Here is a 24,308-nt window from a genome sequence, read left to right as displayed (position 1 = left end):
GCGATGGGATTATCATGACCAGCGAAAAAATAACGGTGCAGTCTTTGTATACTGTCACTGATGAAGAATTAATGCTGATGAGTTCGCAAAACCCAGAACTGCGGTTTGAACGCAATGCTAATGGAACGTTAGAAACTATGCCCCCAACTGGTGGAATTTCTGGGAATCGAGAAATAAAAGCAGGAGCTTATTTATTGACTTGGGTAGAAAGTCAGGATTTAGGTGAAGTATTTAGTTCAAGCACAGGTTTTAGATTAGCAAATACGGCAGTGCGCTCCCCCGATGCTGCTTTTGTAGCTAAAGGGCGTTTGCCAGAAGGTTGGGATCAAGAAGAAGACAAATTTATTAATTTAGCACCGGACTTTGTAATTGAAATTCGTTCTAAAAACGATAGCTTGGCAAAACTCAAAGCCAAGATGGAAGAATATATTAGTAATGGTGTTCAATTAGGATGGTTAATTGATAGTAAAAATCAGCAAGCTTTAGTTTATCGCCGGGATGGTTCAATTACTCAATATCCAGCTACGGCAGTATTAAGCGGTGAAGATGTTGTACCTGGTTTTACTTTGTCATTAAGAAAATTATTATAAAATCGACCATATTCTATATCAATTCGATACAAGAATGCGTCAACCCAAAAATTTATTATTTAAAACTAGACTACAAGCTTTATCCTTATACATATTTTGGTGAAACATTTAATTAAAATAATTAGTATAACGACTAAATTATCAAGATATCATCTTTCTTTTGAGCGATATTTTACGATAAGCTACTCTACGTTTATACCTGAAAAGTTCTGAGTAGAAAAGCAAAAATTGTGAATAGATAAAATATGTAATTATACTTTTAGATAGACAATATTTAAATCTAAATTACATCGCCAGATAGATAAGATTTTGATAAAGATTTATTTAGATTAAGTCAAGTATATGCTATTTATAGGAGTTAATTTAATAATGGCAGACAGTCCTGGGTTAGGAGAGCAGGCGCTGAATAAAGCGGCAGAAATAGGATTATCTAGCCAATTAGATGAAGTAGAAAATTTAGATGTAGACATCAAAACAGATCCTCTGAAACTAGTTCAGGGTGAAGTTGATGAAGTCACGATTGAAGGCGAAGGTTTGGTTATGCAGAAAGACCTCCGTATGGAGGAATTGGAAATGCAAATGACTAATGTTGCCATCAATCCTCTGAGTGTGGCTTTTGGTAAAATTGAACTCACTAAACCTACTGAAGCTAAGGCACAGGTTGTATTAACCGAAGCTGATATTAATCGCGCCTTCAACTCAGAATATGTGCGATCGCAACTACAAAGTCAAAAAATCCACGTTAACGGGCAACTCACTACTATTGAGCCTCAAAATGTAGACTTTCGACTACCTGGCGATGGGAAAGTAGCACTAAACGCCAGCATGAAATTAGTAGAAACTGGCGAAAATCAGCAAGTTGCTTTTTCCGCAGTTCCCAAGATTAGCGGCAATGGAAAAACTGTTACTCTGGAAAATGTCGAGTATGGCGAAAGTGAAGAAATATCGCCAGAGTTGACAAAAGCTTTGATAGACCAAACTAGCGAAATTCTAAATTTGAGTAACTTCGATTTAGATGGAATGAGTCTGCAAGTTAACCAACTAAAAGTAGAAGTAGGCAAACTAACCCTACAAGCTGAAGCTTATGTTGAAAAAATTCCTTCAGCTTAAAAATAAATAGTACGTTAATAAATTCAGGATACTAAAATGGAAACTACAGACACAACGCAAACAGGTTCAACACCCTTTCCCAATATTCCACCAGTTATTGAAAGTAACGATAGTGAGTATGTCGATAGCGGCGTACCAAGCACAGTTGCGATCGCAGGACATCCTTTACATCCCTTGAGTGTGATTTTTCCCATCGCCTTTTTAGCCGCCGCCTTGGGAAGTGACATCGGCTACTGGTTAACTCATGATTTCTTTTGGGCTAGGGCTTCGCTATGGTTAATCGGACTCGGATTAGCTGGAGGCTTACTCGCTGCTGCGATCGGTCTGAGTGACTTTTTGAAAATTGAACGAGTTCGCAAGCGCACCGCCGGTTGGGTGCATTTGATACTTAACGTTTCTATCCTGGTTTTATCACTCGTCAACTTTCTCCTGCGTTTGGGCGACGCTGAGTCCCAAATATTACCTTGGGGACTGTTAATATCGCTTGTTGTTGGTACACTGACTAGCGCTTCTGGCTGGTTTGGTGCTGAACTTTCCTATCGCCACAAAATCGGTGTAGTGGGCGCTGGTAGCAGAAGATATCCATAGCGTAATACGCTTGGGTTACAGGCTAAAAACTAAAACTAGTGTAGGTTGGGTTTCGTTCCTCAACCCAATATTATCAAGGCTTTGTTGGGTTTCGCTATCGCTCAACCCAAAGGTATTTATTCATCGTGAAGTAATTCGTAATTAAAATCCGAAATTACGAATTATTAAGAAATAGGAGTGCAGAGGCTAAAATTTTCGTTAGTCTTTAGCCTTGATAAAATGCTCAAACATCGTAACCAAACAATATTTATTATTCTTTCTCTGCTCATCGTTGTACCGATGGGCTTTTTGTTTAAGTACTACACTGGCCCTGCTCATCAGTGGTTTAATGACTACGGAGCAGCGATATTTTACGAAATATTTTGGTGTCTGTTTGCATTTTGGTTTTTCAGAAGTCGGGCGGCGATCATCCAAATTCCTATATGGGTTTTTGTCATCACCTGTATACTAGAATTCTTGCAACTTTGGCATCCGCCGCTATTAGAAGAGATTCGCGCCACTTTGATAGGTAAGTTGTTACTTGGTACTACCTTTGTTTGGTGGGATTTTCCTCATTACGTATTGGGTTCTGTTTTAGGTTGGTTATGGCTGCAACAATTACAGAAAATAGGTTATGCAAAAAAAAGTCAAGGTTAAACCTAATTCAAAACAGCAAAAAATTGAAGAACAACCTGATGGCAGTTTAACTGTGTATTTAAAATCGCCCCCAGTCGATGCTAAGGCTAATGAAGAGTTAATTAAACTATTAGCAAAAAAATTTGATGTAACCAAATCTGATATCAGAATAAAATCAGGTTTATCCTCTCGGCAAAAGCTGATAGAAATTGATACAGACTAGTAGTAGCTGCTTAATAGTAACCTTATTGAAAAATGCCTCCTGCTGAATGCGAGGCAATGTCCCACCCAATATATCCTCTAGCAAAGCCAAGAAACGAGAGACACAAATAAAAAGCAAAATCGAGTTTTTATGCTTGTGTAATACTGATATACCTTGGTTGAGCTTTGACTTTTTCTATCCAAGCTTGGATAGCAGGAAATTTTATTAAATCGAACCCACCTTCATCAGCTACATGAGTGTAGGCGAACAAGGCGATATCAGCAATTGTGTAACGCTCTCCTACAAAAAAAGTGTGAGAACTTAAGTGTTTTTCCATCAGGCTAAGTGCTGCATAACCGGGTTCACGTTTTTGCTTTATAGCTTCACTATATTCTTCAGTTTTACCTAAAATAGAAATCCAAAATCTTGATGTAGCAATAAAAGGTTCATGGCTATACTGTTCAAAACATAACCATTGCAGCACCTGCGCTCGTAAAAAGCGGTCATAGGGTAAAAATTCTGTACCTTCACTTAAATATACCAATATGGCATTTGATTCTGCCAAGTATTTTCCTGGCTCGATTTCAATAATAGGTATCTTTCCATTGGGATTTTTACTTAAAAATTCTGGTGTTCGAGTCTCGCCTTTCAAAATGTTAAGCTCTATCCTCTCAAAAGGCATACCTAGTTGTGTTAATAAAAGACGTATCTTATAACCATTACCAGAAGGTAAAAAATCGTACAGACGCAGTAGTTCCATGCTAAAATGCAGTTAAGAATATGTTGAGAATTAGAGGTTCAAAATACAATATCTTACCAAAATATTTTCCCAAAACCGGATGATTTTTTTGAAGATTTCGCTTAGAAGTAATAAATAAAATTATCTGGAAAAATAAAAAACATTATTCATTTCTAGATTGAGATATTTAATTTAGTCAGTGGTCGAGAATAAAAATATGTGTGGAAGATTTACTCTAAATCAGTCAGCAGAAGCTTTAGCTCAAGTTTTCCATGTCGTCGAGCCAGTTCTGGATTTAGCACCCGGATATAACATCGCACCGACGCAAATGGTGGCAACGGTGTTACAAAATCCCGAAAGCGAAAAGCGGGAATTTAAGCAGTTGTATTGGGGATTAATTCCCTCATGGGCGAAAGATGCGGGGATAGGGGCAAAGCTGATTAACGCTAGGGCTGAAACTGTTGCCGAAAAACCTTCTTTTCGTTCAGCTTTTAAGCATCGACGCTGTTTAGTAATAGCTGATGGCTTTTATGAGTGGCAACGGCAACAAGGCAAAAAGCAGCCATTTTATTTTCGCCTTCAAGATGGGCAACCTTTCGCTTTTGCAGGTTTGTGGGAGAAATGGCGTTCGCCTGCTAACGAAGAAATAATCTCTTGTACAATTTTGACAACCGCAGCTAACGAATTACTCCAACCTATCCACGAGCGGATGCCAGTGATTCTAGAGCCAGAAGATTACGATTTATGGCTAGATTCCCAAGTACAAACGCCCCAAACTCTACAACAGCTATTGCGTCCCTATCCAGCGCCAGCAATGACTGCGTATCCAGTTAGCACCTTGGTAAACAACTCTCGGCATAATAGTCCAGAGTGTATCATTCCACTCAGTGAGAAGAATGCACCCACAAATCAGTTAAATTAGCTATTGAGTGGACTAGAAATTAAATGAAGAAGATTTCCAATACCTAATACCCAGTCCCCAATCCCCAATCTCCAATCCCCAGAGACTACTATGCCAAGAACACAAAAGAACGATAATTTTGTTGACAAATCCTTTACAGTGATGGCAGATATCATCCTGAAGATCCTGCCAACCAACAAAAAAGCTAAAGAAGCGTTTGTTTATTATCGAGATGGCATGTCAGCCCAAGCAGAAGGGGAATATGCTGAAGCATTGGAATACTATGAAGAAGCTCTAACACTAGAGGAAGATACCAACGATCGCGGCTATATTCTCTACAATATGGGGCTAATCTATGCCAGCAACGGCGACCACAAGAAAGCTTTAGAACTGTACCACCAGGCAGTTGAGTTAAACCCACGGATGCCCCAAGCTTTGAACAACATCGCCGTGATTTATCACTACCAAGGCGAAAAAGAGAAAGAAGCTGGAGATAACGAGGCTGGCGAAGCACTGTTTGACCAAGCCGCAGACTATTGGATTCGAGCTATTCGCATGGCTCCCAATAACTACATCGAAGCTCAAAACTGGTTAAAAACCACCGGGCGATCGCAAATGGACGTATTCTTTTAGTCATTAGTCATTAGTTCTCTCTTACAAAGTTCTGATCGCCGGCTTCCGGCGCTCAGACTTTGCGCTTTGTCATTTGCTAAGGACTAATGACCAATGACCAATGACCCATAATCAATGACCAATGACAATTTATGATTGACCAAGAACAAGTTCATAAAGTAGCTAATCTTGCTCGTTTAGAATTAACTCCCGAAGAAGAAGAACAATTCACTACTCAGTTAGGAAGTATTCTGGATTACATTCAACAGTTAGATGAACTTGATGTTAGCAATGTGCCTCCAACAACGCGAGCAATTGATGTCAGCAACATCACACGAGAGGATAAATTGCAACCCTATCCTGAGCGAGAAAGCATCCTCAACAGTGCGCCTGAACAAGAAGGTGAATTTTTCAAAGTACCAAAAATCCTCAACGCTGAATAGTCAAAAGTCAAAAGTTTTAGATTCTTGGCCGTGCCGATTTTAGATTAAAATCGTTAAAAATTATTTCGGTTCATGCCCCGCCCCTTGCGATGCCTTGAGCAAGTCTTTGGCTGGGCGAAACAATCCAAAATCCAAAATCCAAAATCCAAACTTTAAAATTGTTTGACTGTTGACTAATAACTAAGGAGATAATTATGGGTTTAGGAATTCTTAAAGATGGTCAGTGGATATCTCGAAGAGATCAAGAAGACTCAGAAGGTAAATTTATCCGTCCATCAACTACTTTCCGCAACCATATTACAGCTGATGGTTCTAGTGGGTTGAAAGCTGAATCAGGACGCTATCATCTGTATATTTCTTGGGCTTGTCCTTGGGCGTGTCGCACCGCCATTCTCCGTCAATTGAAAGGACTCCAAGATGTCATTGGGTTATCAGTCGTTGCAGCAGAAATCGATCAAAATAGCTGGGAATTTGGTGATGAACCGGGGTGCATTCCCGATACAATCAACGGCACTCAATATCTTTGGCAACTTTATCTAAAAGCTGACCCTAACTATAGCGGCCGGGTGACAGTTCCAGTTTTATGGGATATCCAAAATGGGACAATTGTCAATAATGAATCCCGCGAAATCATTCGGATGTTTGATACAGAATTCAATGCTTTCGCTAAACAAAATATTAACTTTTATCCAGAACATTTACAAAAAGTAATTGACGAGATAATTGATACAATTTATCAACCAATAAATAACGGTGTCTACCGAGCGGGATTTGCTACCACTCAGGCGGCTTATGATGAAGCGGTAACGGAATTATTCACCGCTCTCGACTACTGGGAAAAAGTATTGGGAAATCAACGCTATCTTTGCGGCAATCAAATTACTGAGGCAGACTGGTGTATGTTCACTACTCTGTTTCGTTTCGATGTAGTTTATTATGTGCATTTCAAATGCAACTTACGCAGAATTGTAGATTATCCAAATCTGTGGAATTATCTCAAAGAACTTTACCAACTGCCGGGAGTTAAGGAAACTTGCAATCTTGACCACATCAAGCGGCATTATTATAGAAGCCATCCCCAAGTTAACCCAACTCGCATCGTACCCAAAGGGCCACTGATTGATTTTGATGCACCCCATAACCGGGATAAAATATTTGCTTGATTGTTTTGTTCGCTTGTCGTGTCATCGCTTCATGAGTATTACATGTAGCCCAGAACTTAGTACGATTCATCTGGGGTAAAAAATTTCAAAGCGTTAATTTTTACAAAATATACCTAATCCAGTACAAATACTCAAAATTACAGTAATTCGATAAGGTTTAGAGGATATTTGAAAAGTCCTTTTGTCGAGCTTGAAGACAATTAGGAGTGCTGTGGGGTTCTTCTTTTAAAAGAAGTTATAAAATTTCGTTTAAAGCGCCCAACATTAGAGGATGCTAAGAAATCCCCAACCACCCGGACTCCGTAAAGGCAGTAAAAAGGGGGCCATTGAATAATTAACTTGTGAGAAAGGTCTTCGTGAGTTTCTACGGTTATAACAGAAGGTGACATTAGGATACACTGGCTTTTAAATACACCTGAAGTTCAGCAGCAATAAACAAAATCGTTGCTGGTGAATTTCTGCCTAGTATCCTATTGCTTTTTGCTGTATGAAACTTACTCAAATCTACGACAAGCCTCCCTCAAGAAGGTTTCTTAACATCTAAAAAGACTCCCACTGTTTTGAGACTATAGCCTTAGAATATTTACAAGCTTTACTTACGAATTAGCTCTCTCTAGAGAAAGAAAGTACCGTTTTTGCTGTCTGAGCTGACATTCTACCTATTTCTATTGGTATCTGTGTAGCTTAACAAATCAGCGAATTCATTAATATTAAGCCTGTTTTACTATTTAGTTTCTTACCCTGGCCTATTAGACAGCTAGAGTGTTCTATTTAACTTTGTTCAATAGCTTTTAGCCCTTATCGCTCCCATGCTGACCCATCACCGCAAGCCCGTGTGCTTATCACTTATTTCCACTGACCTACCAATCTGGTCTGTTGTGGAAACTGCCGCGACATTGTATCAAAAAGATACTGATAGATTCCATTTGCTGCTGACCGCACCACCTCTAATTAGCTGTGAAGTAGAAACTGTGGTAAGTCCAGAGGATACACTTCCCCAAAGTAAGAGCAAAGCTTACGCCCCTAATAGTCCCAGAATTTTGTGGCTGGAGATTTCTCCTTACCGGGTCATCATGACTATGCAAGGTAATGCTCAAGTGAGTTACCGTCACTTTTGGGAACGGGGCGTTTATGGGATTAGTCGCTATTGGTTGCCAACTGAGTCATTGCAACCTAACAATCCTATTCGTTTACGAAATTTTACTAGTAGCCTAATTCTCAACGGACATCCCTTACCAGAACATTTGCGGCTGGAATATGAATTGTGGGCAGAAAAAGTTCAATTAGGATGCTACATACTGAATTTGGAAATTAAACATTGATGGTTATGGGGAGTAGGGAGTAGGGAAAAGTTTTACCAATACTCAATGCCCCATGCCCAATGCTTAATTCCAAATCTTTTTCAACCGAAATAACTGGGTTGGTTTCCAGGTTTCCATTTAATATTGCAACCAACACTCGGCTTTTGGTCGCTTGTAACAGGTTTACCCGCCAGTACTGCTTCAATGGCCGCACGTAAATCTGCGCCTGTTACGGGTTTACCATTGCTGGGGCGGCTATCATCTAATTGTCCCCGATAAACAAGTTGGCGTTGATCATCAAATACAAAAAAATCAGGTGTGCAAGCTGCGGTGTAAGCCTTTGCCGTTTCCTGGCTCTCGTCGTAACATAAGGTAAAATTAAACCCTTGTTCTGTCGCAAATGCTTGTAACGACTCTGGCGCATCATCTGGGTAATTTTTTGCATCGTTAGCACTAATAGCAACGATCGCTAAATCACTTGTAAAATAATCTTTTCCTAACTGCACTAATTCTTGTTGAATGTGCTTTACAAATGGGCAATGCCGACAAATAAACATTACCAACAACGCTTTTTTATCTGCGAAGGTGGAAAGTGAAGTTGCCTTTCCAGATACTACTTCCGGTAGATTAAAATCTGGTGCTTTTGTGCCTAATGGCAACATAGTTGAAGCAGTTAAAGCCATAGTTCACCCAATATTTTGACGCTGATAGCGGCTTTTGCTATCAGTATATTTTTACTCTAGCACTAATGTTTTTCATAATTTAAGAGACGGGAAATTTCCCGTCTCTTAAATTTGTTTAGAATTAAGTTATGGAAATTAGTTTTTATAGACTTGCCAAAACACCAACGATACCGTGTCCTGTGAATACTTCTAATGCTATTAAAGAGACAAAACCAATCATTGCTAGACGACCGTTGAGCATTTCTGCATAAGGAGTGAAGCCAGTGCGATCGCCTTGCTCATCTATATAAACTTTTGGCTCGATCGCAAAGTTGTTCAGTTTGCCTTGATCATCAATTATAGCAGTGTTTGTACGCATGGATTTTTCCCTGTCTTCTCTTTATGTAAATAACTGTAACAAAGTTATTAATTTTTGTAAAGCAAACTTGTTGATTTATAAGGTATTGGCTGAGTGTTAGGTAAACTTACAAAGCCTAGCTTTTAGGAAACTAGTACCAATTTCTATTTAGTGATAGAATAAAAGATTGTTAATTTTTATTTTTAGCCAATCATGACAGCAACGGGTAAGGCAACCCAATTCGAGTACAAAGCACTGTACAAGCCCAACCAGCTTATTTATGGTCTAGGTCAAACAGCAGTGATTACAGGATGGACGGTAAAGCAGGCGATCGCTAAACACCTGCAACCCGAAGATTATGCTGTAATTGGGCAACTATACTCGCCCACAAGAGGGATAAACTTACTAATTCGCAATTTGCTGTTTAATCCCCACGTCCGCTTTTTGGTTGTTCTCAATGCCACAAGGGAAGATAATAACGCGGGTGCTGGAGAGTGCTTGCTAGACTTTTTCCGTAATGGCTTTGAAGAAGGTGTGTGTGATACTGGGTTGCGTTGCTGGGTAATTCGCTCCCCTATCCCTGGATATATTGATCTTGAAGTGGAAGCTAGTGATTTAGAACACCTGCGGCATTCTGTAGATTGCAAAGAAGTTAAATCAATTGTTGAGGCAGTGAGTCTAGTTAAATCTTATGCCCAATTAGAAGCACTTTCTCCTTGGGGTTCGCGCTTAGAATTTCCCATGTCTCTCGTTGAACCAAGTGTTTTACCGGGGCCACGCTACGGACATCGAATAGAAGGAAAGACTATAGCCGAAACTTGGGTAAAAATCATTCATCGGATTAAGACAACAGGAACAATTAGACCAACTGGCTATGATGGGCAATGGCAAGAATTAATTAATTTAATGGCAATTGTTACTGATGAACCTCCTAAATTCTACTTTCCTGAGCCTAATTATTTGCCAATTGACCCTCCTTTTCTTGAAGAATACGTTTCGCAGATTTTAGATAATGCACCCTATCGAGAAGGGTTGAAATATACCTATGGTCAACGTTTGCGTTCCTGGTTTGAGCGCGATCAAATTGACCAGGTAATTCAGAAGTTAATTGGAGAAATTGATGCTGCTAGTGCAGTTATGAATTTATGGGATGTAAAAGACCATGAAAAAGGTGGTAGTCCTTGTCTAAATCATATTTGGTTGAGAGTGGTTGATAATGAATTATCATTAACTGCAACTTTTAGAAGTAATGATATGTTTGCCGCCTGGCCTGCAAATGCAATGGGATTGAGGGCTTTACAACAACATATTAGAGATGAAATTGCTCAACGTTCTGAGTATGACTTGAAAATGGGGCCACTCATAACTATTAGTCAGTCTGCTCATATATATGATGATACTTGGGACAATGCAGATAGGCTAATTGCAAATCAATACGCTGCAATCTTTAATCAGCGCAGCTATTATGACCCCTCCGGCAATTTCCTAATTGAGGTTGATGGTAAACAGATAGTCGTTACCCACACAACCCCTGGTAGTGGTGAGGTGATTAAGTTTTATCGTGGGAAAAAGCCCCTTAGCTTATTAAGAGAGATTTGTGCTACCTCTCCAGCAATTCAGCCTGAACATACTGGTTATTTAGGTATCGAACTGCAAAAGGCTAGTAACTGTATTAAAAGTGGCAATGCTTATATTCAGGATCAGTAAATTAAAAACTGTAATTCATATAAATAAGCCGCAATGCTAGTGTGGATATCGCCGTGTTAAATGTATAAATTAATTTGCAACACACCAGAATTTAAATTAAAATGCGTGTAATTAAGGTAGCCTTTTCATCAAGACAGTCAAAGCGTTCTATTTAGCTACTGACATGATGTGCTTGACTTTATAACTACATCAGATGTCTTTGTGGAAACTTCTGGTGCTTTGTGAAATTAGGGAGTATTGGGATGTCAGTCTTGAGTGATCGGGATATTATTAGGGAACTTGGCAGAGGTATACTTTTTCATCCTCTTAAGCCAGGTAGTATTAATGCTTGTGATTTATGTCTAACCGCTAGCGAGTATGCATACGCTATTGAACAAAAGCAACGTTTGACTATTGAAACAGAGCCAAAGAAAGATAAGCCTGGTGAGAAACAGCAGTTTTTCTACATACCACCAAGGGATACAGCTCTTGTGTGGACTGATGAATCAATTTGGCTAAATAATTATATGTGCGGTTTAATTAATTCGAGAGTGGGTCTAGTCTCTCAAGGTTTAGGACATCTTGGAACCAGGGTTAATCCTTCTTGGTCAGGTGTTTTATGTATAGCCCTTCATAATATTTCAAATGAGCCACTAAGAATTAATGTTAGAGATACCAATGAACCGATTGCCTATTTAATGGTTCAAAGATTAAGTTCACAATCTTCTAAGAGTGGAAATATAGATATTCCTGCAAGGCTTGATATTCTTAATGAACTACCTAATACTAATGAAATATATGCTTTTTTCACTCAAAGAAAAAATAAGTGGATGTCAGATGATAAAGTTCTATTAAAAAAACTTCTAGTTGAATCACATGAGTATATAAAACTTAAACGAGGATTTAGTGACATATTTCTAAGTGTTTTGGGTTCAGATCAACAGACTAGATGGACGGCAGTAGCTGCAATAGGAACAATCTTATCAGCTTTTTTTGCAGCACTCCCTTTATTTATAGTCAGAAAATAAAGCATTCTGTCAGTTCATTCATAGAAAAATGTGAATTTTTAGTGTAAAGCAACTATTAAAATGTACAAAGTATATGTATCTGGTGCATTGACTAATGTAGAAAATCCAGAAGAATCTAAGACACTTTATGAGAAAATTGGCTTACTTTGCGAAGAAATTGGTCTTAAAGCCTATGTTCCACACAAACAAACTGATCCCGTAAATAATCCTGACATTAGTCCTCGTGAAGTTTTCGACCAAGATAAGTATCAGGTAAACAATTCGGACTTAGTTATTGCCTACCTTGGCTCACTATCCTTTGGTGTTGGAATGGAGTTAGCTTTCGCAGAGACAAACAACATTCCTATTATTCTTCTATACGAAACAGGTAAAAAAATATCAAGATTTCCACGCGGTATTCCCACTGTGATTGCTGAAATACAGTTTCATGATCATGAAGATGCTTTGAATCAGCTTAAAAATATTTTACCGAAGTGGAACCCAGAGCATCCACAGTTTCCGTTGTCAGCAAGGCAGTAGAATAAAGTTTGAAATTGACACACTATGCAAGATATTTCCCTAATCGACGAACGCCATCAAAGGCCAACATGGGATGAATACTTTCTGATGTTGGCTAAACTTGCAGCCACTCGCTCAACGTGCCTTGCCTTTCCAGTAGGTGCTGTGATTGTGAAAAACAAGCAGGTTGTAGCAACAGGTTACAACGGCTCACCATCAGGTTCAGCTCATTGTACGGCTCAAGGCTACTGTTATCCAGGGTTAAGTAGCTGTGATGCTAGTAAAACTTTACCATCAAGGGCTGTACACGCGGAAGCAAATGCGATCGCACAAGCAGCAAAGCATGGGACTTCTACAGATGGTGCAAGTATTTACGTCACTTTAGAACCTTGTCTGTCTTGTTTAAAGTTAATTATCTCCGCAGGAATTAAGGAAGTGTTTTATGAAACTTCTTTCAATAGCGGCGAGAAAGCATTAGTGAGAGATTCTTTTGTGAATGAAGGTCTAGTCACCCTTAAACAGATTCAGTTATCTCAACTAACGGCACAACAAGCTGCTCAATTTCTCCTCAATCCGACATCTGTTGCTAGAACAGTAAGGTGTGTTCAGGAACTTTAACACACCCCCTAATTGAAGATTATTAAATCCAAAATCTCAAATCCTGAGATTGTTTAAGGTCGATAACTCCGGCGGATTTCTGTAATTTGATCTGCCACATCGAGAAGAGATGTTGGCATCTCTGGCCCTGTGAGAATGATATCGACGTGGGGAGGGCGTTTTGCCAGAAACGCTAAAACTTCCGTTTCAGGAATTAAACCAAAGTTAATCGCTAAACTTAACTCATCTAAGACAACGAGAGAATACTTACTCTCACACACTATTTGCTGTGTATACTGCCACAACTTTTGTAAAGCTTGATTTTCCGTATCGTCTAAATGCGGTGTATCAATACAACGAGGCAAATCACAGCGAATCCAATCTAAATTTTGTCCTAGTTGTATAGGTCGATCTTGTCCTTGACGAATACCTCCTTTGAGGAACTGCACTATTAATACTGGGGTTCCTTGTCCAGCTATCCTCAGTGCTTGCGCCATAACGCTTGTAAAAAAATTGCGATAGGAGCTAGTGAAAACTTGCACTAGTCCTTCCACTGGATATGGTAAGGTAAGGGGTGAATTTATACTTGGAGTTTCTAGCTGGGCAACCATAGGGTAAAGTTCAAAAAATTACAATAAATTAAAGGTTTGTGCTGGCGGTACTTATTACAAATCTGCCTATATAATCTATCTGTTTTTCACAGTTATGGTGAATTTGGCAAATTGCATTCTTAGTCAAACACTAGGTTTGTGCTGAAGTCAAGAGTTCTATTGATTTAGATTTACGTATGTTATCGGTAATTAATTGCAAAAATGAAAACATTAGAATTACAGTTCCAATTATTTAAAAAAGCTAGGCATAACGTCTGAAAATCGCTGAATGTTTAGATTTATCGGTTGTTTGGGCAAAACAGACTTAGCAAGTAGTGAATTTGACAGGATGAGGAGTAAATTGTTGTGAGATTGGTGATTCTGGGAGGTTCAGGATCGGGTAAAAGCACTCAAGCACAAAGGCTTTGTAGATACTTTGATATTCCTTTGATTTCTACTGGTGAGATTTTACGGGAAGCGATATCTGGCGATAGCCAGCTCTCTGAGTTGCAATGGTCGGAAACTGACCCCCGGACTTCTCTTTCGGTTTACGCTAGCCTGAGTGAACTAGGTTACCACGCCCGACCCTATATGCAAAAAGGGGAATTAGTTCCAGATGAAATGATTGTGGAATTGATCCGAATTCGCCTCAGACAACCAGATATTAGCTGCGATTGGGTGTTGGAAGGCTATCCCCGTACCGCCTTCCAAGCTGAAGAATTAGATTTTTTATTGGATAATTTAGAGCAAAAGCTAGATTGGGCAATTTATCTCCAAGTCCCAGAAGCTGTTATGGTTAGCCGATCCTTGGGGCGATCGCTACCAGATGACCAACCAGAAATCGTACAACGCCGTATAGAATTATTCTACGATCGCACCATTCCAATACTTGAATATTATGACCGTCGTCGCTGCTTGTTGACCATCAACGGCGACCAGTCACCAGATATGGTGCAGCAAAATATTTTGACTCTGCTTTCAGTTCCTTAGATAAAGAAGCAGGGGGCAGGGTGCAGGGTGCAGAGGGGGGAAAGAATCATAATTACTCATTAGACTTCTTTCATAAGTCGGGAAAAGGGGAAGGTGGGGCCCCCTCTGGGGATAAGGGGTGGGGGGAAGGGGAAAAAGTTCTGTATCGTCCTTTTCCCCTTTAACATGAACCCCTTTTCCCCAAGAGTGCAAAAAGCACTTTTGCAAGAGGTCTATTCTTACCCTTGCACCCTGCCCCTTTGTCTTTTTGCTCAATGGTAATCTTAAGGCAGTATTGTAAAACTTGAGGCAACTCCAATGGCTTGGCAGCGTCTTGACGGTCGTCTTGCTTACGAACTACGTCCGATCAGCTTTCACCCCAATTTCACCCGCTTTGCCCCCGGTTCTGTTCTCGCAAGATGCGGTGATACTCAAGTCCTTTGTACTGTTAGCGTTAATAAGGGAGTTCCGAAGTTTCTCGAAGGAACTGGTAAAGGCTGGCTAACTGCCGAGTACCGGATGCTACCATCTGCTACCCAAAAACGCCAAGAAAGGGAATTATTGAAATTATCTGGACGGACGCAAGAAATTCAACGTTTAATTGGCCGCAGTTTACGCGCAGCAGTGGATTTTGAGGCACTAGGAGAACATACGCTGACTGTGGACGCTGATGTGTTGCAAGCAGATGCTGGAACTCGGACAACAGCCATTACAGGATCGTTTGTGGCCTTGGCTCATGCTATTTCTAGATTGTTGCAAGAGGAGATATTGGAGCGATCGCCTCTATGTGGACAGGTAGCAGCAGTTTCCGTAGGATTACTGGAGGGAGAGCCATTTTTGGATCTGGATTATATCGAAGATGTGGCTGCAACAGTAGATTTTAACGTGGTGATGAATCAACATTTGGGAATCATTGAAGTCCAGGGAACAGCCGAAGAAGGCAGTTTTAGCCGGACTCACTTGAATCAACTGCTAGATGTCGCCCAAAAAGGAATTCAGGAATTGTTAATTGCCCAACGCGAAGCGATCGCTGACTGGGAATCACTATTTGTGATTAATTAATTTTATTAATTTTCAATAAGAATTAATTAATGTATCCTTTGTGGCGTTAATCAACCAAGTATCAAGTAACTGGGTGTAAATAAAATAATCATGAGAGTGGCTCCAAATCATTCGGGGTCGAATTCCCCATGATTTGTTCCTCCTGCTCCTGCCCCCTGCCTAATTCATGATGTTAAATGTTTCAAAAGTTAAAAAGGAGGATTGTAATAAGTTCGGTATTGTATTGCCAGAAGCCAGCAATATGATGATGAAGCCATGAACAAAACTGTTGAAGTTCTACCGGATAAGCCAGCGCTGGTTGCACGAGCGCTAGAATTAATTCTGTCGAAGTTAGAAACTGCCATTGAGCAACAGGGGCGGTTTAGCATTGCTTTATCTGGCGGCAGTACACCTAAACCGTTATACGAAGCGATTGCTAATCAAAAACTGCCTTGGGATAAAATTCATATATTCTGGGGGGATGAGCGTTACGTACCACCAGATCACCCCGATAGCAATGAACTGATGACGCGTCGGGCGTGGCTAGATCGTGTTGATATCCCAGCAGCTAACATTCACCCCGTACCAACTTTGGAAACCAATCCAGAACTGGCTGCTGCTAAGTATGAACAACAGCTTAAAGAGTTTTTCAATTCTTCTGGGGTCGAGTTTCCCTCGTTGGATGTAGTATTACTAGGAATGGGTGATGATGCACATACCGCATCTTTGTTTCCCCACACAGAGGCTCTCAAAGTACGCGATCGCCTAGTTACCGTGGGTAACAAAGACGGAAACCCCAGGATAAGTTTCACATACCCCTTCATCAACGCTGCGAAAACTGTGATTTTTCTAGTTGCTGGTGCTAATAAACGACCAGCTTTGGCGCAAGTATTTGCACCAGTAGCCGATGACTTCACTTACCCATCCCGCTTAATTCGGCCCCAAGGAGAACTTTGGTGGCTGCTAGATGCGGAAGCAGGTTTGGAACTTCAACATTGAACAAGAGGATGCGGTGAACTGGGAGTGCTGAGTGCTGTTAGCGGATAGCTAAAGTTGAGCCAGTGCTGAGTTAGGAGTTAAAAATACTTCCCCTGCTCCCCTTCCCCGTATCCAATTCATCGTTCCATCAGCAGTAATTGCTAGAATCTAAAGCTAGGGCCGCCCTCTGCTTGCCAGTCCTACCTATATTTATGATGATCTTGAACAAAGGCTAAATATCGATGATCGTCTGCCCTAATTGCAATCATCCCAACCCTGATGGCGCTGTCCAGTGTGAAGCTTGCTATACACCGTTACCTGCGACTACTAACTGTCCCAGTTGTGGGGCAACTGTGCAGGCAGATGCTGCATTCTGTGGTCAGTGTGGCTATAACCTTCACTCCGCAGGAGTTCCACACGTTCATACAGCAGTAGCTACTACAGTTACTCCCGATGTTCCTGTGGAAGTTCCGCCGTTAGTTCCACCCGATCCCCTGCTAGAACTTTTACAACCCGATGCCTTGGGTATAAGTGGTTCTACTAACTCTCATCCTCCCGAATCATCTTTACCAGCAACAGAGGTGGCAGCTCCACCAGAGGAATCTGTGGCTAAAAGCAGCCCTCCAGAACCAGCGCCAACGATCGCAGCTCAACCGGTAGTATCTATACAAAGTATTCCTACTCCACCACCCTTGGAACCAGCGCCAGCCCCTGAAGCCGAAGTACAACCAGCCGCACCAGCACCAACTGCAACTGTTGCCAGAACACAATTGCAGCAGGTTACAGCGCGGTTAATCCACGTTCAAAGCGATCGCTTAATTGAATTGCCGCAAAATCTCTCTGTGATTCATATCGGCAAGCCCAATGACCGGATTCCCCCTGATATAGATGTTTCAGGATTTCCCAATTCAGAAATCGTCTCGCGGATTCATGCAGATATTCGCGTCGAGGGAGATGCTCATTATGTAGAGGATGTAGGAAGTTCCAATGGCACTTACATTAATAATTTGCCACTTTTACCAGGAAATCGTCATCGCTTAAGACCAGGCGATCGCATCAGTTTGGGTAAAGGAGACTTAATGACATTCCTCTTTCAACTTGCTTAACTGATTCTCTATCAATTGTGACATCAGTCTAGGCATTTTCTGGCTATCCTCCGGCATCCCTTTGGAGGAGAAATAAATTAACCGCATCAAACAAGCGACGGATAACTATGTTGTTCTTGATAGCCCCATAGCCGTCGCTTTGATGTGCGAATTGTTGCATTGATCAGCAACTCCATTACCATAATAATTACACTACGATGGATGAAAATACACTGCCAATTTTAGATTTTGAATTGAAGGGAAAATCTAAAATCTAAAATTCAAAATTGAATGACCTATGAAAGAACCAAGTAAAAATTCTGAACCCTTGCTTACCAAAGAAGCCCCACCAGTTGTTGAACGCATGGGCCTAACCTGGCTAGTTGCAGCTGCGATCGCAACTGCTTTACTGTGGCAAATACCAGCAGGGGATTATATCTTATACCCATTTACGATCCTGGCAACTTGGTTTCATGAAATGGGTCACGGCTTAATGGCACTCCTCTTAGGGGGACAGTTTCAAAAATTGCAGATTTTTAGCAATGGTTCCGGTGTCGCAACCTATGGCATTCAGCCGGCATTTGGGCCAATTGGCCCGGCAATAGTCGCAGCCGCAGGCCCAATGGGGCCGCCTCTTGCCGGTGCAGGTTTAATTCTGGCTTCCCGCAGTTTTACAGCAGCAACCCTCTGTTTAAAAATATTAGGGAGTTGTTTGCTATTTTCCGCGTTAATTTGGGTACGTTCCTCCTTTGGATTGGTGGCAATTCCCTCACTAGGTTTCATAATCTTGGGTATTGCCCTGAAAGCACCTCGCTGGGCACAAGGATTTGCGATTCAATTTCTAGGTGTACAAGCTTGTGTGAGTACTTACCATCAACTAGATTATCTATTTAGTAGTTCTGCTGGCCCCCTTGGACTTTCTGATACAGCGCAAATGCAGCGATATTTGCTTTTACCTTACTGGTTTTGGGGCGGGTTAATGGCGATCGCATCTCTGGTGATTTTAGTCCAAAGTCTCCGCGTTGCCTATCGTTCAGAATGAAAAGACAGATTAGCGATCGCCCTTTTGCAGTAATGAATTCAACCCTCAGTATTTTGATTGCTGAATTAAATACAGAGTGTCTAAAAATACAAGCCTTAGTTAACCAGTTACAGTTACCTAGTTTAACTGTTAACCAACAAGCTGAAATTCTCGCAGAACTTTTAGCTGCTGCGGTTCATCTGCATAATCATTGTGACAAAGATTTTCAGACGCTAATTATTGAGGAAATGGAGAATTTGCCTGATGATCAGGGTTGACTAGTGATTTTAGTCCAAAGCCATTGCGATCGCTAACCATTGCCTAAGCTGGCACTTGAGCGCGAATTTCATTTGGACAAGAACGACCTTGTTCAATATCAGCAATATTAGCAAAAGTTGTTTCTGCAATATTGTGGAGAGCTTCTGCTGTAAAAAAGGCTTGATGTCCGGTAATCAGTACATTGGGGAACGTCGTCAGACGCTGGAAAATATCATCTTGAATAATTGCACCAGACAAATCTTCAAAGAACAATTCCGATTCTTGTTCGTAGACATCTACACCGAGATAGCCAATCTTGCCAGACTTCAATCCCTCAATTACTGCTTGAGTATCAATCAACGCTCCTCGGCTAGTATTAATTAGCATCACGCCTGGCTTAATCTGTTTTATAGCTTCAGCGTTAATTAAGTGATGCGTTTCGAGAGTCAAAGGGCAATGTAGGGAGATAATATCCGAGTTGGCAAATAGCTCAGGTAGCTCTACATACTTTCCACCTAGTGCCTCCAATTCGGGATTGCGATAAACGTCATAGGCGAGTATATGACAGCCAAACCCCTTCATAATCTGTCCTAAAATCAGACCGATTTTGCCCGTGCCGACAATCCCCACTGTGCGCTCATGCAAATTAAATCCCAACAGTCCATCTAGGGAAAAATTGCCTTCTCGGACACGGTTATAGGCTCGATGAATTTTCCGATTCAAGCTTAAAATCAATCCCACAGCATGTTCTGCTACCCCATAGGGTGAATAGGCGGGAACCCGCACAACAGTAATTCCTAAATTTGCTGCGGCTTGTAAGTCTACATTGTTAAACCCTGCACAGCGCAAGACAACCAGCCGAGTTCCTCGTGAAGCGAGAAGTTCTAAAGTTGGCGCGTCAACCTGATCATGAACAAATACGCAAACCGCCGGAAATCCGGCGGCGAGGATAGCTGTATCCCGATTTAAGCGAGGTTCAAAAAACACTAATTCGTGTTGGGTGCGAGAATTTGCAGCTGACAAAAACTTGCGATCGTAGACTTTTGTACTGAAGACTGCTACTTTCATGCAAAACCTCAAACTCTATACTGCACAATGTTCGACTACATAATACCTTGGCAGTTAGAGAAGCAATGTCTATGATGGGCTATTCGGCAGCTTTAAACACAAAACAATTTAGCATTGTTTCAAGGTAGATGACTGACTTTTGCTTGCTCGAAGTAACCATACATCACCCGAGAAACTTGACGAATAAAATCCCTGGCTCTAATATCATTATTCGGTCTTCGCACGAAAATACCTGCTAAATAACGCTTACCTGATGGCGTTTCAATAATACCCGCATCGCCTAGTACAAACCGTAAAGTACCTGTTTTATGGGCAATATTTGCACCATAACCTAAGCCAGATGGGAGCAAACTTTTATTATGACAACGAATCATAATACCTAAAACTTGGGATTGACTTGTATCAGAAATTAACTGATTATTTGTAATTAAAGCTGACAGTCGTACCAAGTCTTTTGCACTAGTTTTATTAGTTCCTTTAAAGTCTCCTAACATATTGTGAATCACAGTGCTTTGTAATCCCCAACTGCGAAACTTTTGATTTAATTTAGATGCACCGCCTAAGCGGTCGATAATCATATTTGTAGCAGTGTTATCGCTAATAGTCATCATCTTGGTTGCAGTTTGCAAGAGACTAAGCTTAGTTCCCACTCGTTGATACTGCATATTTCCAGACCCGCCAGCGACATGCTTTCGTCGCATCACTAAAGTTTCGTTTAGCTTGATTCTCCCTGCATCTACTTCCTGAAATAAGGCAATCAAAATCGGATACTTAATTGTGCTAGCAGCAGAAAAAGCTTTATCACCATTAAAACTAAAATAATCCCCTGTTTGTAAGTCCATAAAAAAGATTCCGGGAGTAAGGAATCTATAGTGAGCCATTAATGCTTTAATGGGAGTTCTTAGTTCTGATATCTCTCGCCCGAGAGGAACTACACCAGTAAATTTAGTAGTATTTATTGGGTTGACAGGATCGGTTAAAGGAACCGGAGGAATAAATTTAAGTTTTGGTAGTTGTAAATTAGATTGATTTGGACTCCAGTAATTTATGTTGCCAATTTGATTTGGATTTGGATTTGCTTTTACTGGGGACGATAATAAAATAATACTTGTAAGGCTCAGTAAGAGCGAGCGTATTTTCATGCAGTGCTGTGAGGAGCGTGTTGGATTTATTTACAGAGATTTTCCGAAGAAGTTAATCAAATCCGGATTGATTGACATATTAATCACTAAGATATCCAATGTCAAGAGATATTAATAAGAGATTTTAGGGAATGTTGTAAATAAGAATTGTAATAAAAAAACACAAGGGTAAATTTAAAAAATATGTTTATATTACATCAAATAATTATGTAATTATACAAATAATAAGAGATTATGATTGCGGTTGAAATTTTGTTAGCAATGATTTATACATAGCAATTGTGATAAAAAAGCACCCGCAGTTGAACTGATTAAAAAGTGGAAACTGAAAACTGAAAACTACAAAATGACTAATAATCATAGGCTATTGATTTTGTTTTATGGTTATTTGACTGATTTTTCGATTTTTGTCTGATTTCTCGCTTTTGTCGATTCAGACTGAAAGCTATATCCTATCAGCATTCCCACACCTGAGAACGTGATTAGTCTCCAGCGATCGCAATTCCGTTAGTATCCTCCTCCATAAGTGCAATTGAATTTTAGCCTGTGAAATATAATACATGGGATTTTAGAGAAAAAAAGGGACATTTTCGAGGTAATTAGGCTAGGTTCCCCAAGTGCGATCGCTTTTGTGCGAGTGGTTGAGATCAGAGGATGCTGATTAAAAAAATATTTTATAGAATAATAAGAGTGTTGTTATTTTTAAGTCATGCTGATGTAATAAGATAAGATTTGCGACGTCTTTTTCCATATCTACACACCTTAATTAGCCATCGGCGTTCCCGAACCATTCCGTTACGCAGATAGAGCGATAATGTTATAGTACTATAGGAAATATGCTAAAATTTCCCTTACTTCACGGCATTTGAATATTCAAATGTGTGAATAATATACCTGGAGAGGTGTCCGAGCGGTTCATGGTGACGCACTCGAAATGCGTTTTGGGGAAACCCAACGGGGGTTCGAATCCCCCCCTCTCCGTTTTTCCTTATTCTGTAAGCATTTCAATTATTTAAGCTTTAAGTTACTGATTTAATTAGTTTAAATTATATAAATAAATTAAGCTATGAATATACTTTATAGTTAGTTTCATTATCCTATGCCTTCACTTGTTCTTATGTTGTCTAAAGTTATTCAATAAGGTGTTGAATAAGTTATCCAACAACAATAGAACACATAAAAAAAGGGGGTTATTATCCCCCCGCCTTAACGCTTCACAGATTTTAAAGGCTAGTTATTACATCATTTTCAATAGGTCTATTACTTCACTGAAATGATTCTTAGCCTTGTACAGGTTGATTAAATTCTCTTACGGGTATCTATTGGGTAGAGACACCCTTTTACCTTCAATATAAGTACAATATTATACTTATGTTCCCTTAGTTTTTTGCCAATCTCCTAACGCAGCAATTACAAAGCTTGCTGCTGGATGATTAAGGAATTGCTCGAAAGCAGAAACACTACCTTCTGTTAATGCACTAAGTATCCGTGCGGCTAACGTAGGGTTGCTGTCGATTTGTCTGATAGTTTCTATAGCAATCGCCTCCTTGCCTTCTTTCGTTTCAGTAGGGTATGACTTTTCTAGCTGTTCAAGAATTTTTTGAACCTCAGCAACAGCCTCAACAAGGCTTTGTGGTTGTCCTCCGGTGTAGTAATTACCTTGGATAAAATCACGCCCAATATTTTGATTAAATTTACCACCGCTAGTATTGATTATGAAATCGCCTGCCATCGTCTTATCTCCTGATAATTAATAGTATTTTCTACATTTTAATTACTGGTATGTAACTTTTTTTATTGTAAATATAAAATTTGAATATAAATACTAAAAAGCAAGTATTAAAGCTTGTAATATATCCATAAACGCAATATGAAAAAATTTTTCATAAAATTATCCTTGCAGACATGATAACGCTAACTAGCATCTGCTATTGTATGTTAATAGTAATTCATCAACTTACTTTATCTAACATTATTTTTCCGTCCAATTATTTGTAAGTTCTCTTTCTATTTCAATAATAGCTTTTCCAATTGCAAGGTATATATTACGCGCTCTTGTTCTATTTTCTCTTTCTAGAAAAGATGAATCACTTCTTTTGATTTTATAGCGCCACCGTTTCAATTCATCTTGAAATAAATGAATAATATAGTTTTGATAAATAACATCATATTCATTATTGCCACAATCTCTAAAGTATTCTATAAATTGTGAACTATTAGAAATATTTATTGTTTCGACGGTGGCAGGCTTAACAATCAAATTATTAGAATATTCTTTTTCAATTTGGTTATAATTATTAGTTAATAAATCTATAAAAATTTCTTTTATTAATTCTTGTAAACTGATATTTTTATCTACATCAAAACATGATTTTACTTCTGGTTGATTGCGTAATTGCTCAGTTAATTCCTTTGCGAACTCAGATATTGCTGCTGAGGCTTCAGAGCTTTGATTTATGCTTTGCACTAAAATATCCCTAAATTCATCAAACGTCTTAATAATATTATTAGGGTTAACTTCTACTTTTCTATCTCGAATAGTGATATTTTTAGTACTATTATTTATAGCATCTCTTCCAATGAAGTCTCTTGCTATATTTTGCTCTAAACCACCACCTTTTGTATCAAATATTATTTGATGATTTGATGTTGGTATTGTTTGCCTTATTTTTACTAATTTTACTCGGCGATTAAGTTTATTTTGATTATCCAAGTATAAAAATATATCTAATAAAAATCCTGATAAAAATAAGGTTAATCCTAGTGTTGTTTTAACAATATTTATATTAAATGTACTGTGAATTAATGCCAGCAATAATGATATACAACAAGAAAATAATATTATAAACAATAATGAATATTTGGATTTTCTCGTGAAACCGATTATGTAACGGGTAATAACTATCGTTTTACTATACATTTTGTTTAGTATTTATACTTAAAAACCTATCATATTGTTACAGTGCTATGTAGAATATAAATCACTGCTTATGTGTGATTTTAATCAATATAACTACTACATATTCATGTTGTTTCGTTATTTTATAGTTTTAGTATTTGCTG

Annotated in this window: 28 protein-coding genes and 1 tRNA gene; 21 read left to right on the top strand and 8 right to left on the bottom strand. The window is 39.5% G+C overall.

Annotated features, from left to right (window positions below; genetic code table 11):
• Nucleotides 1-14: 14 nt before the first annotated feature.
• The 5 genes from RMZ43_RS14210 (at nucleotide 15) to RMZ43_RS14190 (ending at nucleotide 3,126) form a co-directional block, all read left to right on the top strand.
• Entirely contained in the window at nucleotides 15-590 is a 576-nt protein-coding gene (locus RMZ43_RS14210) for a Uma2 family endonuclease (protein ID WP_322654763.1), read from the top strand.
• A 369-nt stretch (nucleotides 591-959) separates the two neighbouring features.
• Complete coding sequence (locus RMZ43_RS14205) at nucleotides 960-1,700, top strand: LmeA family phospholipid-binding protein (protein ID WP_322647877.1); 741 nt, start codon at nucleotides 960-962, stop codon at nucleotides 1,698-1,700.
• 36 nt (nucleotides 1,701-1,736) lie between these two features.
• A complete protein-coding gene (locus RMZ43_RS14200; RefSeq protein ID WP_322647878.1) occupies nucleotides 1,737-2,288 on the top strand; it encodes a DUF2231 domain-containing protein in 552 nt (183 codons plus the stop codon).
• A gap of 219 nt (nucleotides 2,289-2,507) precedes the next feature.
• The gene (locus tag RMZ43_RS14195; protein ID WP_322647879.1) at nucleotides 2,508-2,924 is read left to right on the top strand and encodes a DUF2809 domain-containing protein; all 417 of its coding nucleotides are present in this window, start codon (nucleotides 2,508-2,510) and stop codon (nucleotides 2,922-2,924) included.
• A complete protein-coding gene (locus tag RMZ43_RS14190) occupies nucleotides 2,902-3,126 on the top strand; it encodes a DUF167 domain-containing protein (protein WP_322647880.1) in 225 nt (74 codons plus the stop codon). The genes RMZ43_RS14195 and RMZ43_RS14190 overlap by 23 nt, the downstream gene beginning before the upstream one ends.
• Before the next feature lie 127 nt (nucleotides 3,127-3,253).
• Here RMZ43_RS14190 and RMZ43_RS14185 read toward each other — a convergent pair whose 3' ends face one another.
• Complete coding sequence (locus RMZ43_RS14185) at nucleotides 3,254-3,865, bottom strand: glutathione S-transferase family protein (RefSeq protein WP_322647881.1); 612 nt, start codon at nucleotides 3,863-3,865, stop codon at nucleotides 3,254-3,256.
• A 196-nt stretch (nucleotides 3,866-4,061) separates the two neighbouring features.
• Between RMZ43_RS14185 and RMZ43_RS14180 the strand changes: the two genes are divergently transcribed.
• The 5 genes from RMZ43_RS14180 to RMZ43_RS14160 all read left to right on the top strand — a co-directional run bounded on the left by RMZ43_RS14180 (nucleotide 4,062) and on the right by RMZ43_RS14160 (nucleotide 8,285).
• Complete coding sequence (locus RMZ43_RS14180) at nucleotides 4,062-4,766, top strand: SOS response-associated peptidase (RefSeq protein ID WP_322654764.1); 705 nt, start codon at nucleotides 4,062-4,064, stop codon at nucleotides 4,764-4,766.
• Between the two features lie 90 nt (nucleotides 4,767-4,856).
• The gene (locus RMZ43_RS14175; RefSeq protein ID WP_322647883.1) at nucleotides 4,857-5,378 is read left to right on the top strand and encodes a photosystem I assembly protein Ycf3; all 522 of its coding nucleotides are present in this window, start codon (nucleotides 4,857-4,859) and stop codon (nucleotides 5,376-5,378) included.
• Nucleotides 5,379-5,509: 131 nt separating this feature from the next.
• On the top strand, nucleotides 5,510-5,800 hold the full coding sequence (gene gatC, locus RMZ43_RS14170; protein ID WP_100899001.1) for an Asp-tRNA(Asn)/Glu-tRNA(Gln) amidotransferase subunit GatC: 291 nt from the start codon (nucleotides 5,510-5,512) through the stop codon (nucleotides 5,798-5,800).
• Between the two features lie 194 nt (nucleotides 5,801-5,994).
• The gene (locus RMZ43_RS14165; RefSeq protein WP_322654765.1) at nucleotides 5,995-6,963 is read left to right on the top strand and encodes a glutathione S-transferase family protein; all 969 of its coding nucleotides are present in this window, start codon (nucleotides 5,995-5,997) and stop codon (nucleotides 6,961-6,963) included.
• Nucleotides 6,964-7,772: 809 nt separating this feature from the next.
• On the top strand, nucleotides 7,773-8,285 hold the full coding sequence (locus RMZ43_RS14160; RefSeq protein ID WP_322654766.1) for a hypothetical protein: 513 nt from the start codon (nucleotides 7,773-7,775) through the stop codon (nucleotides 8,283-8,285).
• Nucleotides 8,286-8,365: 80 nt separating this feature from the next.
• On the opposite strand, the gene RMZ43_RS14155 is transcribed toward RMZ43_RS14160, so the two are convergent.
• Together RMZ43_RS14155 and RMZ43_RS14150 are read right to left on the bottom strand one after the other, a co-directional pair.
• Nucleotides 8,366-8,947, bottom strand: a complete 582-nt coding sequence (locus RMZ43_RS14155; protein WP_322654767.1) for a thioredoxin family protein — start codon at nucleotides 8,945-8,947, stop codon at nucleotides 8,366-8,368.
• Nucleotides 8,948-9,089: 142 nt separating this feature from the next.
• On the bottom strand, nucleotides 9,090-9,305 hold the full coding sequence (locus RMZ43_RS14150; RefSeq protein WP_099101899.1) for a chlorophyll a/b-binding protein: 216 nt from the start codon (nucleotides 9,303-9,305) through the stop codon (nucleotides 9,090-9,092).
• Nucleotides 9,306-9,497: 192 nt separating this feature from the next.
• Between RMZ43_RS14150 and RMZ43_RS14145 the strand changes: the two genes are divergently transcribed.
• From RMZ43_RS14145 to RMZ43_RS14130, 4 genes are all read left to right on the top strand, one after another.
• Complete coding sequence (locus tag RMZ43_RS14145) at nucleotides 9,498-10,991, top strand: thymidylate synthase (RefSeq protein ID WP_322654768.1); 1,494 nt, start codon at nucleotides 9,498-9,500, stop codon at nucleotides 10,989-10,991.
• A gap of 242 nt (nucleotides 10,992-11,233) precedes the next feature.
• Nucleotides 11,234-11,998, top strand: a complete 765-nt coding sequence (locus RMZ43_RS14140) for a dCTP deaminase domain-containing protein (protein WP_322654769.1) — start codon at nucleotides 11,234-11,236, stop codon at nucleotides 11,996-11,998.
• A 60-nt stretch (nucleotides 11,999-12,058) separates the two neighbouring features.
• On the top strand, nucleotides 12,059-12,517 hold the full coding sequence (locus tag RMZ43_RS14135; protein WP_322654770.1) for a nucleoside 2-deoxyribosyltransferase: 459 nt from the start codon (nucleotides 12,059-12,061) through the stop codon (nucleotides 12,515-12,517).
• A gap of 24 nt (nucleotides 12,518-12,541) precedes the next feature.
• Nucleotides 12,542-13,114 carry a deoxycytidylate deaminase gene (locus RMZ43_RS14130; RefSeq protein ID WP_322654771.1) on the top strand — a complete coding sequence of 191 codons (573 nt, stop codon included), beginning with the start codon at nucleotides 12,542-12,544 and terminating at the stop codon, nucleotides 13,112-13,114.
• A gap of 53 nt (nucleotides 13,115-13,167) precedes the next feature.
• On the opposite strand, the gene RMZ43_RS14125 is transcribed toward RMZ43_RS14130, so the two are convergent.
• Nucleotides 13,168-13,704, bottom strand: coding sequence for a P-loop NTPase family protein (locus RMZ43_RS14125; RefSeq protein WP_322654772.1), 537 nt, complete (start codon nucleotides 13,702-13,704; stop codon nucleotides 13,168-13,170).
• A gap of 345 nt (nucleotides 13,705-14,049) precedes the next feature.
• Here RMZ43_RS14125 and RMZ43_RS14120 point away from each other — a divergent pair, with 345 nt between their 5' ends.
• The 6 genes from RMZ43_RS14120 (at nucleotide 14,050) to RMZ43_RS14095 (ending at nucleotide 19,055) form a co-directional block, all read left to right on the top strand.
• Nucleotides 14,050-14,673 carry an adenylate kinase family protein gene (locus tag RMZ43_RS14120; RefSeq protein ID WP_322654773.1) on the top strand — a complete coding sequence of 208 codons (624 nt, stop codon included), beginning with the start codon at nucleotides 14,050-14,052 and terminating at the stop codon, nucleotides 14,671-14,673.
• Nucleotides 14,674-14,970: 297 nt separating this feature from the next.
• Nucleotides 14,971-15,714: a ribonuclease PH gene (gene rph / locus RMZ43_RS14115; RefSeq protein WP_322654774.1), complete on the top strand. Its 744-nt coding sequence runs from the start codon at nucleotides 14,971-14,973 to the stop codon at nucleotides 15,712-15,714.
• A gap of 255 nt (nucleotides 15,715-15,969) precedes the next feature.
• On the top strand, nucleotides 15,970-16,692 hold the full coding sequence (pgl, locus tag RMZ43_RS14110; protein WP_322654775.1) for a 6-phosphogluconolactonase: 723 nt from the start codon (nucleotides 15,970-15,972) through the stop codon (nucleotides 16,690-16,692).
• A 221-nt stretch (nucleotides 16,693-16,913) separates the two neighbouring features.
• Complete coding sequence (locus tag RMZ43_RS14105) at nucleotides 16,914-17,777, top strand: FHA domain-containing protein (protein ID WP_322654776.1); 864 nt, start codon at nucleotides 16,914-16,916, stop codon at nucleotides 17,775-17,777.
• A 277-nt stretch (nucleotides 17,778-18,054) separates the two neighbouring features.
• On the top strand, nucleotides 18,055-18,798 hold the full coding sequence (locus RMZ43_RS14100; protein WP_322654777.1) for a M50 family metallopeptidase: 744 nt from the start codon (nucleotides 18,055-18,057) through the stop codon (nucleotides 18,796-18,798).
• Complete coding sequence (locus RMZ43_RS14095) at nucleotides 18,795-19,055, top strand: hypothetical protein (RefSeq protein WP_322654778.1); 261 nt, start codon at nucleotides 18,795-18,797, stop codon at nucleotides 19,053-19,055. Before RMZ43_RS14100 ends, RMZ43_RS14095 begins: the two co-directional genes overlap by 4 nt.
• Before the next feature lie 43 nt (nucleotides 19,056-19,098).
• Here RMZ43_RS14095 and RMZ43_RS14090 read toward each other — a convergent pair whose 3' ends face one another.
• Together RMZ43_RS14090 and RMZ43_RS14085 are read right to left on the bottom strand one after the other, a co-directional pair.
• Nucleotides 19,099-20,103, bottom strand: coding sequence for a 2-hydroxyacid dehydrogenase (locus tag RMZ43_RS14090; protein ID WP_322647895.1), 1,005 nt, complete (start codon nucleotides 20,101-20,103; stop codon nucleotides 19,099-19,101).
• A 119-nt stretch (nucleotides 20,104-20,222) separates the two neighbouring features.
• Nucleotides 20,223-21,245 (bottom strand): serine hydrolase, encoded by a 1,023-nt coding sequence (locus tag RMZ43_RS14085; protein WP_322654779.1) that lies wholly within the window; start codon nucleotides 21,243-21,245, stop codon nucleotides 20,223-20,225.
• Between the two features lie 896 nt (nucleotides 21,246-22,141).
• Between RMZ43_RS14085 and RMZ43_RS14080 the strand changes: the two genes are divergently transcribed.
• Nucleotides 22,142-22,226: transfer RNA gene (locus tag RMZ43_RS14080), tRNA-Ser, on the top strand.
• Nucleotides 22,227-22,614: 388 nt separating this feature from the next.
• On the opposite strand, the gene RMZ43_RS14075 is transcribed toward RMZ43_RS14080, so the two are convergent.
• Both RMZ43_RS14075 and RMZ43_RS14070 read right to left on the bottom strand, forming a co-directional pair.
• A complete protein-coding gene (locus RMZ43_RS14075; protein WP_322654780.1) occupies nucleotides 22,615-22,977 on the bottom strand; it encodes a hypothetical protein in 363 nt (120 codons plus the stop codon).
• Between the two features lie 240 nt (nucleotides 22,978-23,217).
• Entirely contained in the window at nucleotides 23,218-24,060 is an 843-nt protein-coding gene (locus tag RMZ43_RS14070; RefSeq protein ID WP_322654781.1) for a hypothetical protein, read from the bottom strand.
• Between the last annotated feature and the right edge of the window lie 248 nt (nucleotides 24,061-24,308).

Origin of the sequence: Nostoc sp. CmiVER01, assembly GCF_034531135.2 — a bacterium.
GTDB lineage: Bacteria > Cyanobacteriota > Cyanobacteriia > Cyanobacteriales > Nostocaceae > Nostoc.
The sequence above is the reverse complement of the archived record's forward strand: the minus strand, read 5'-3'. Positions and strand labels throughout refer to the sequence as shown.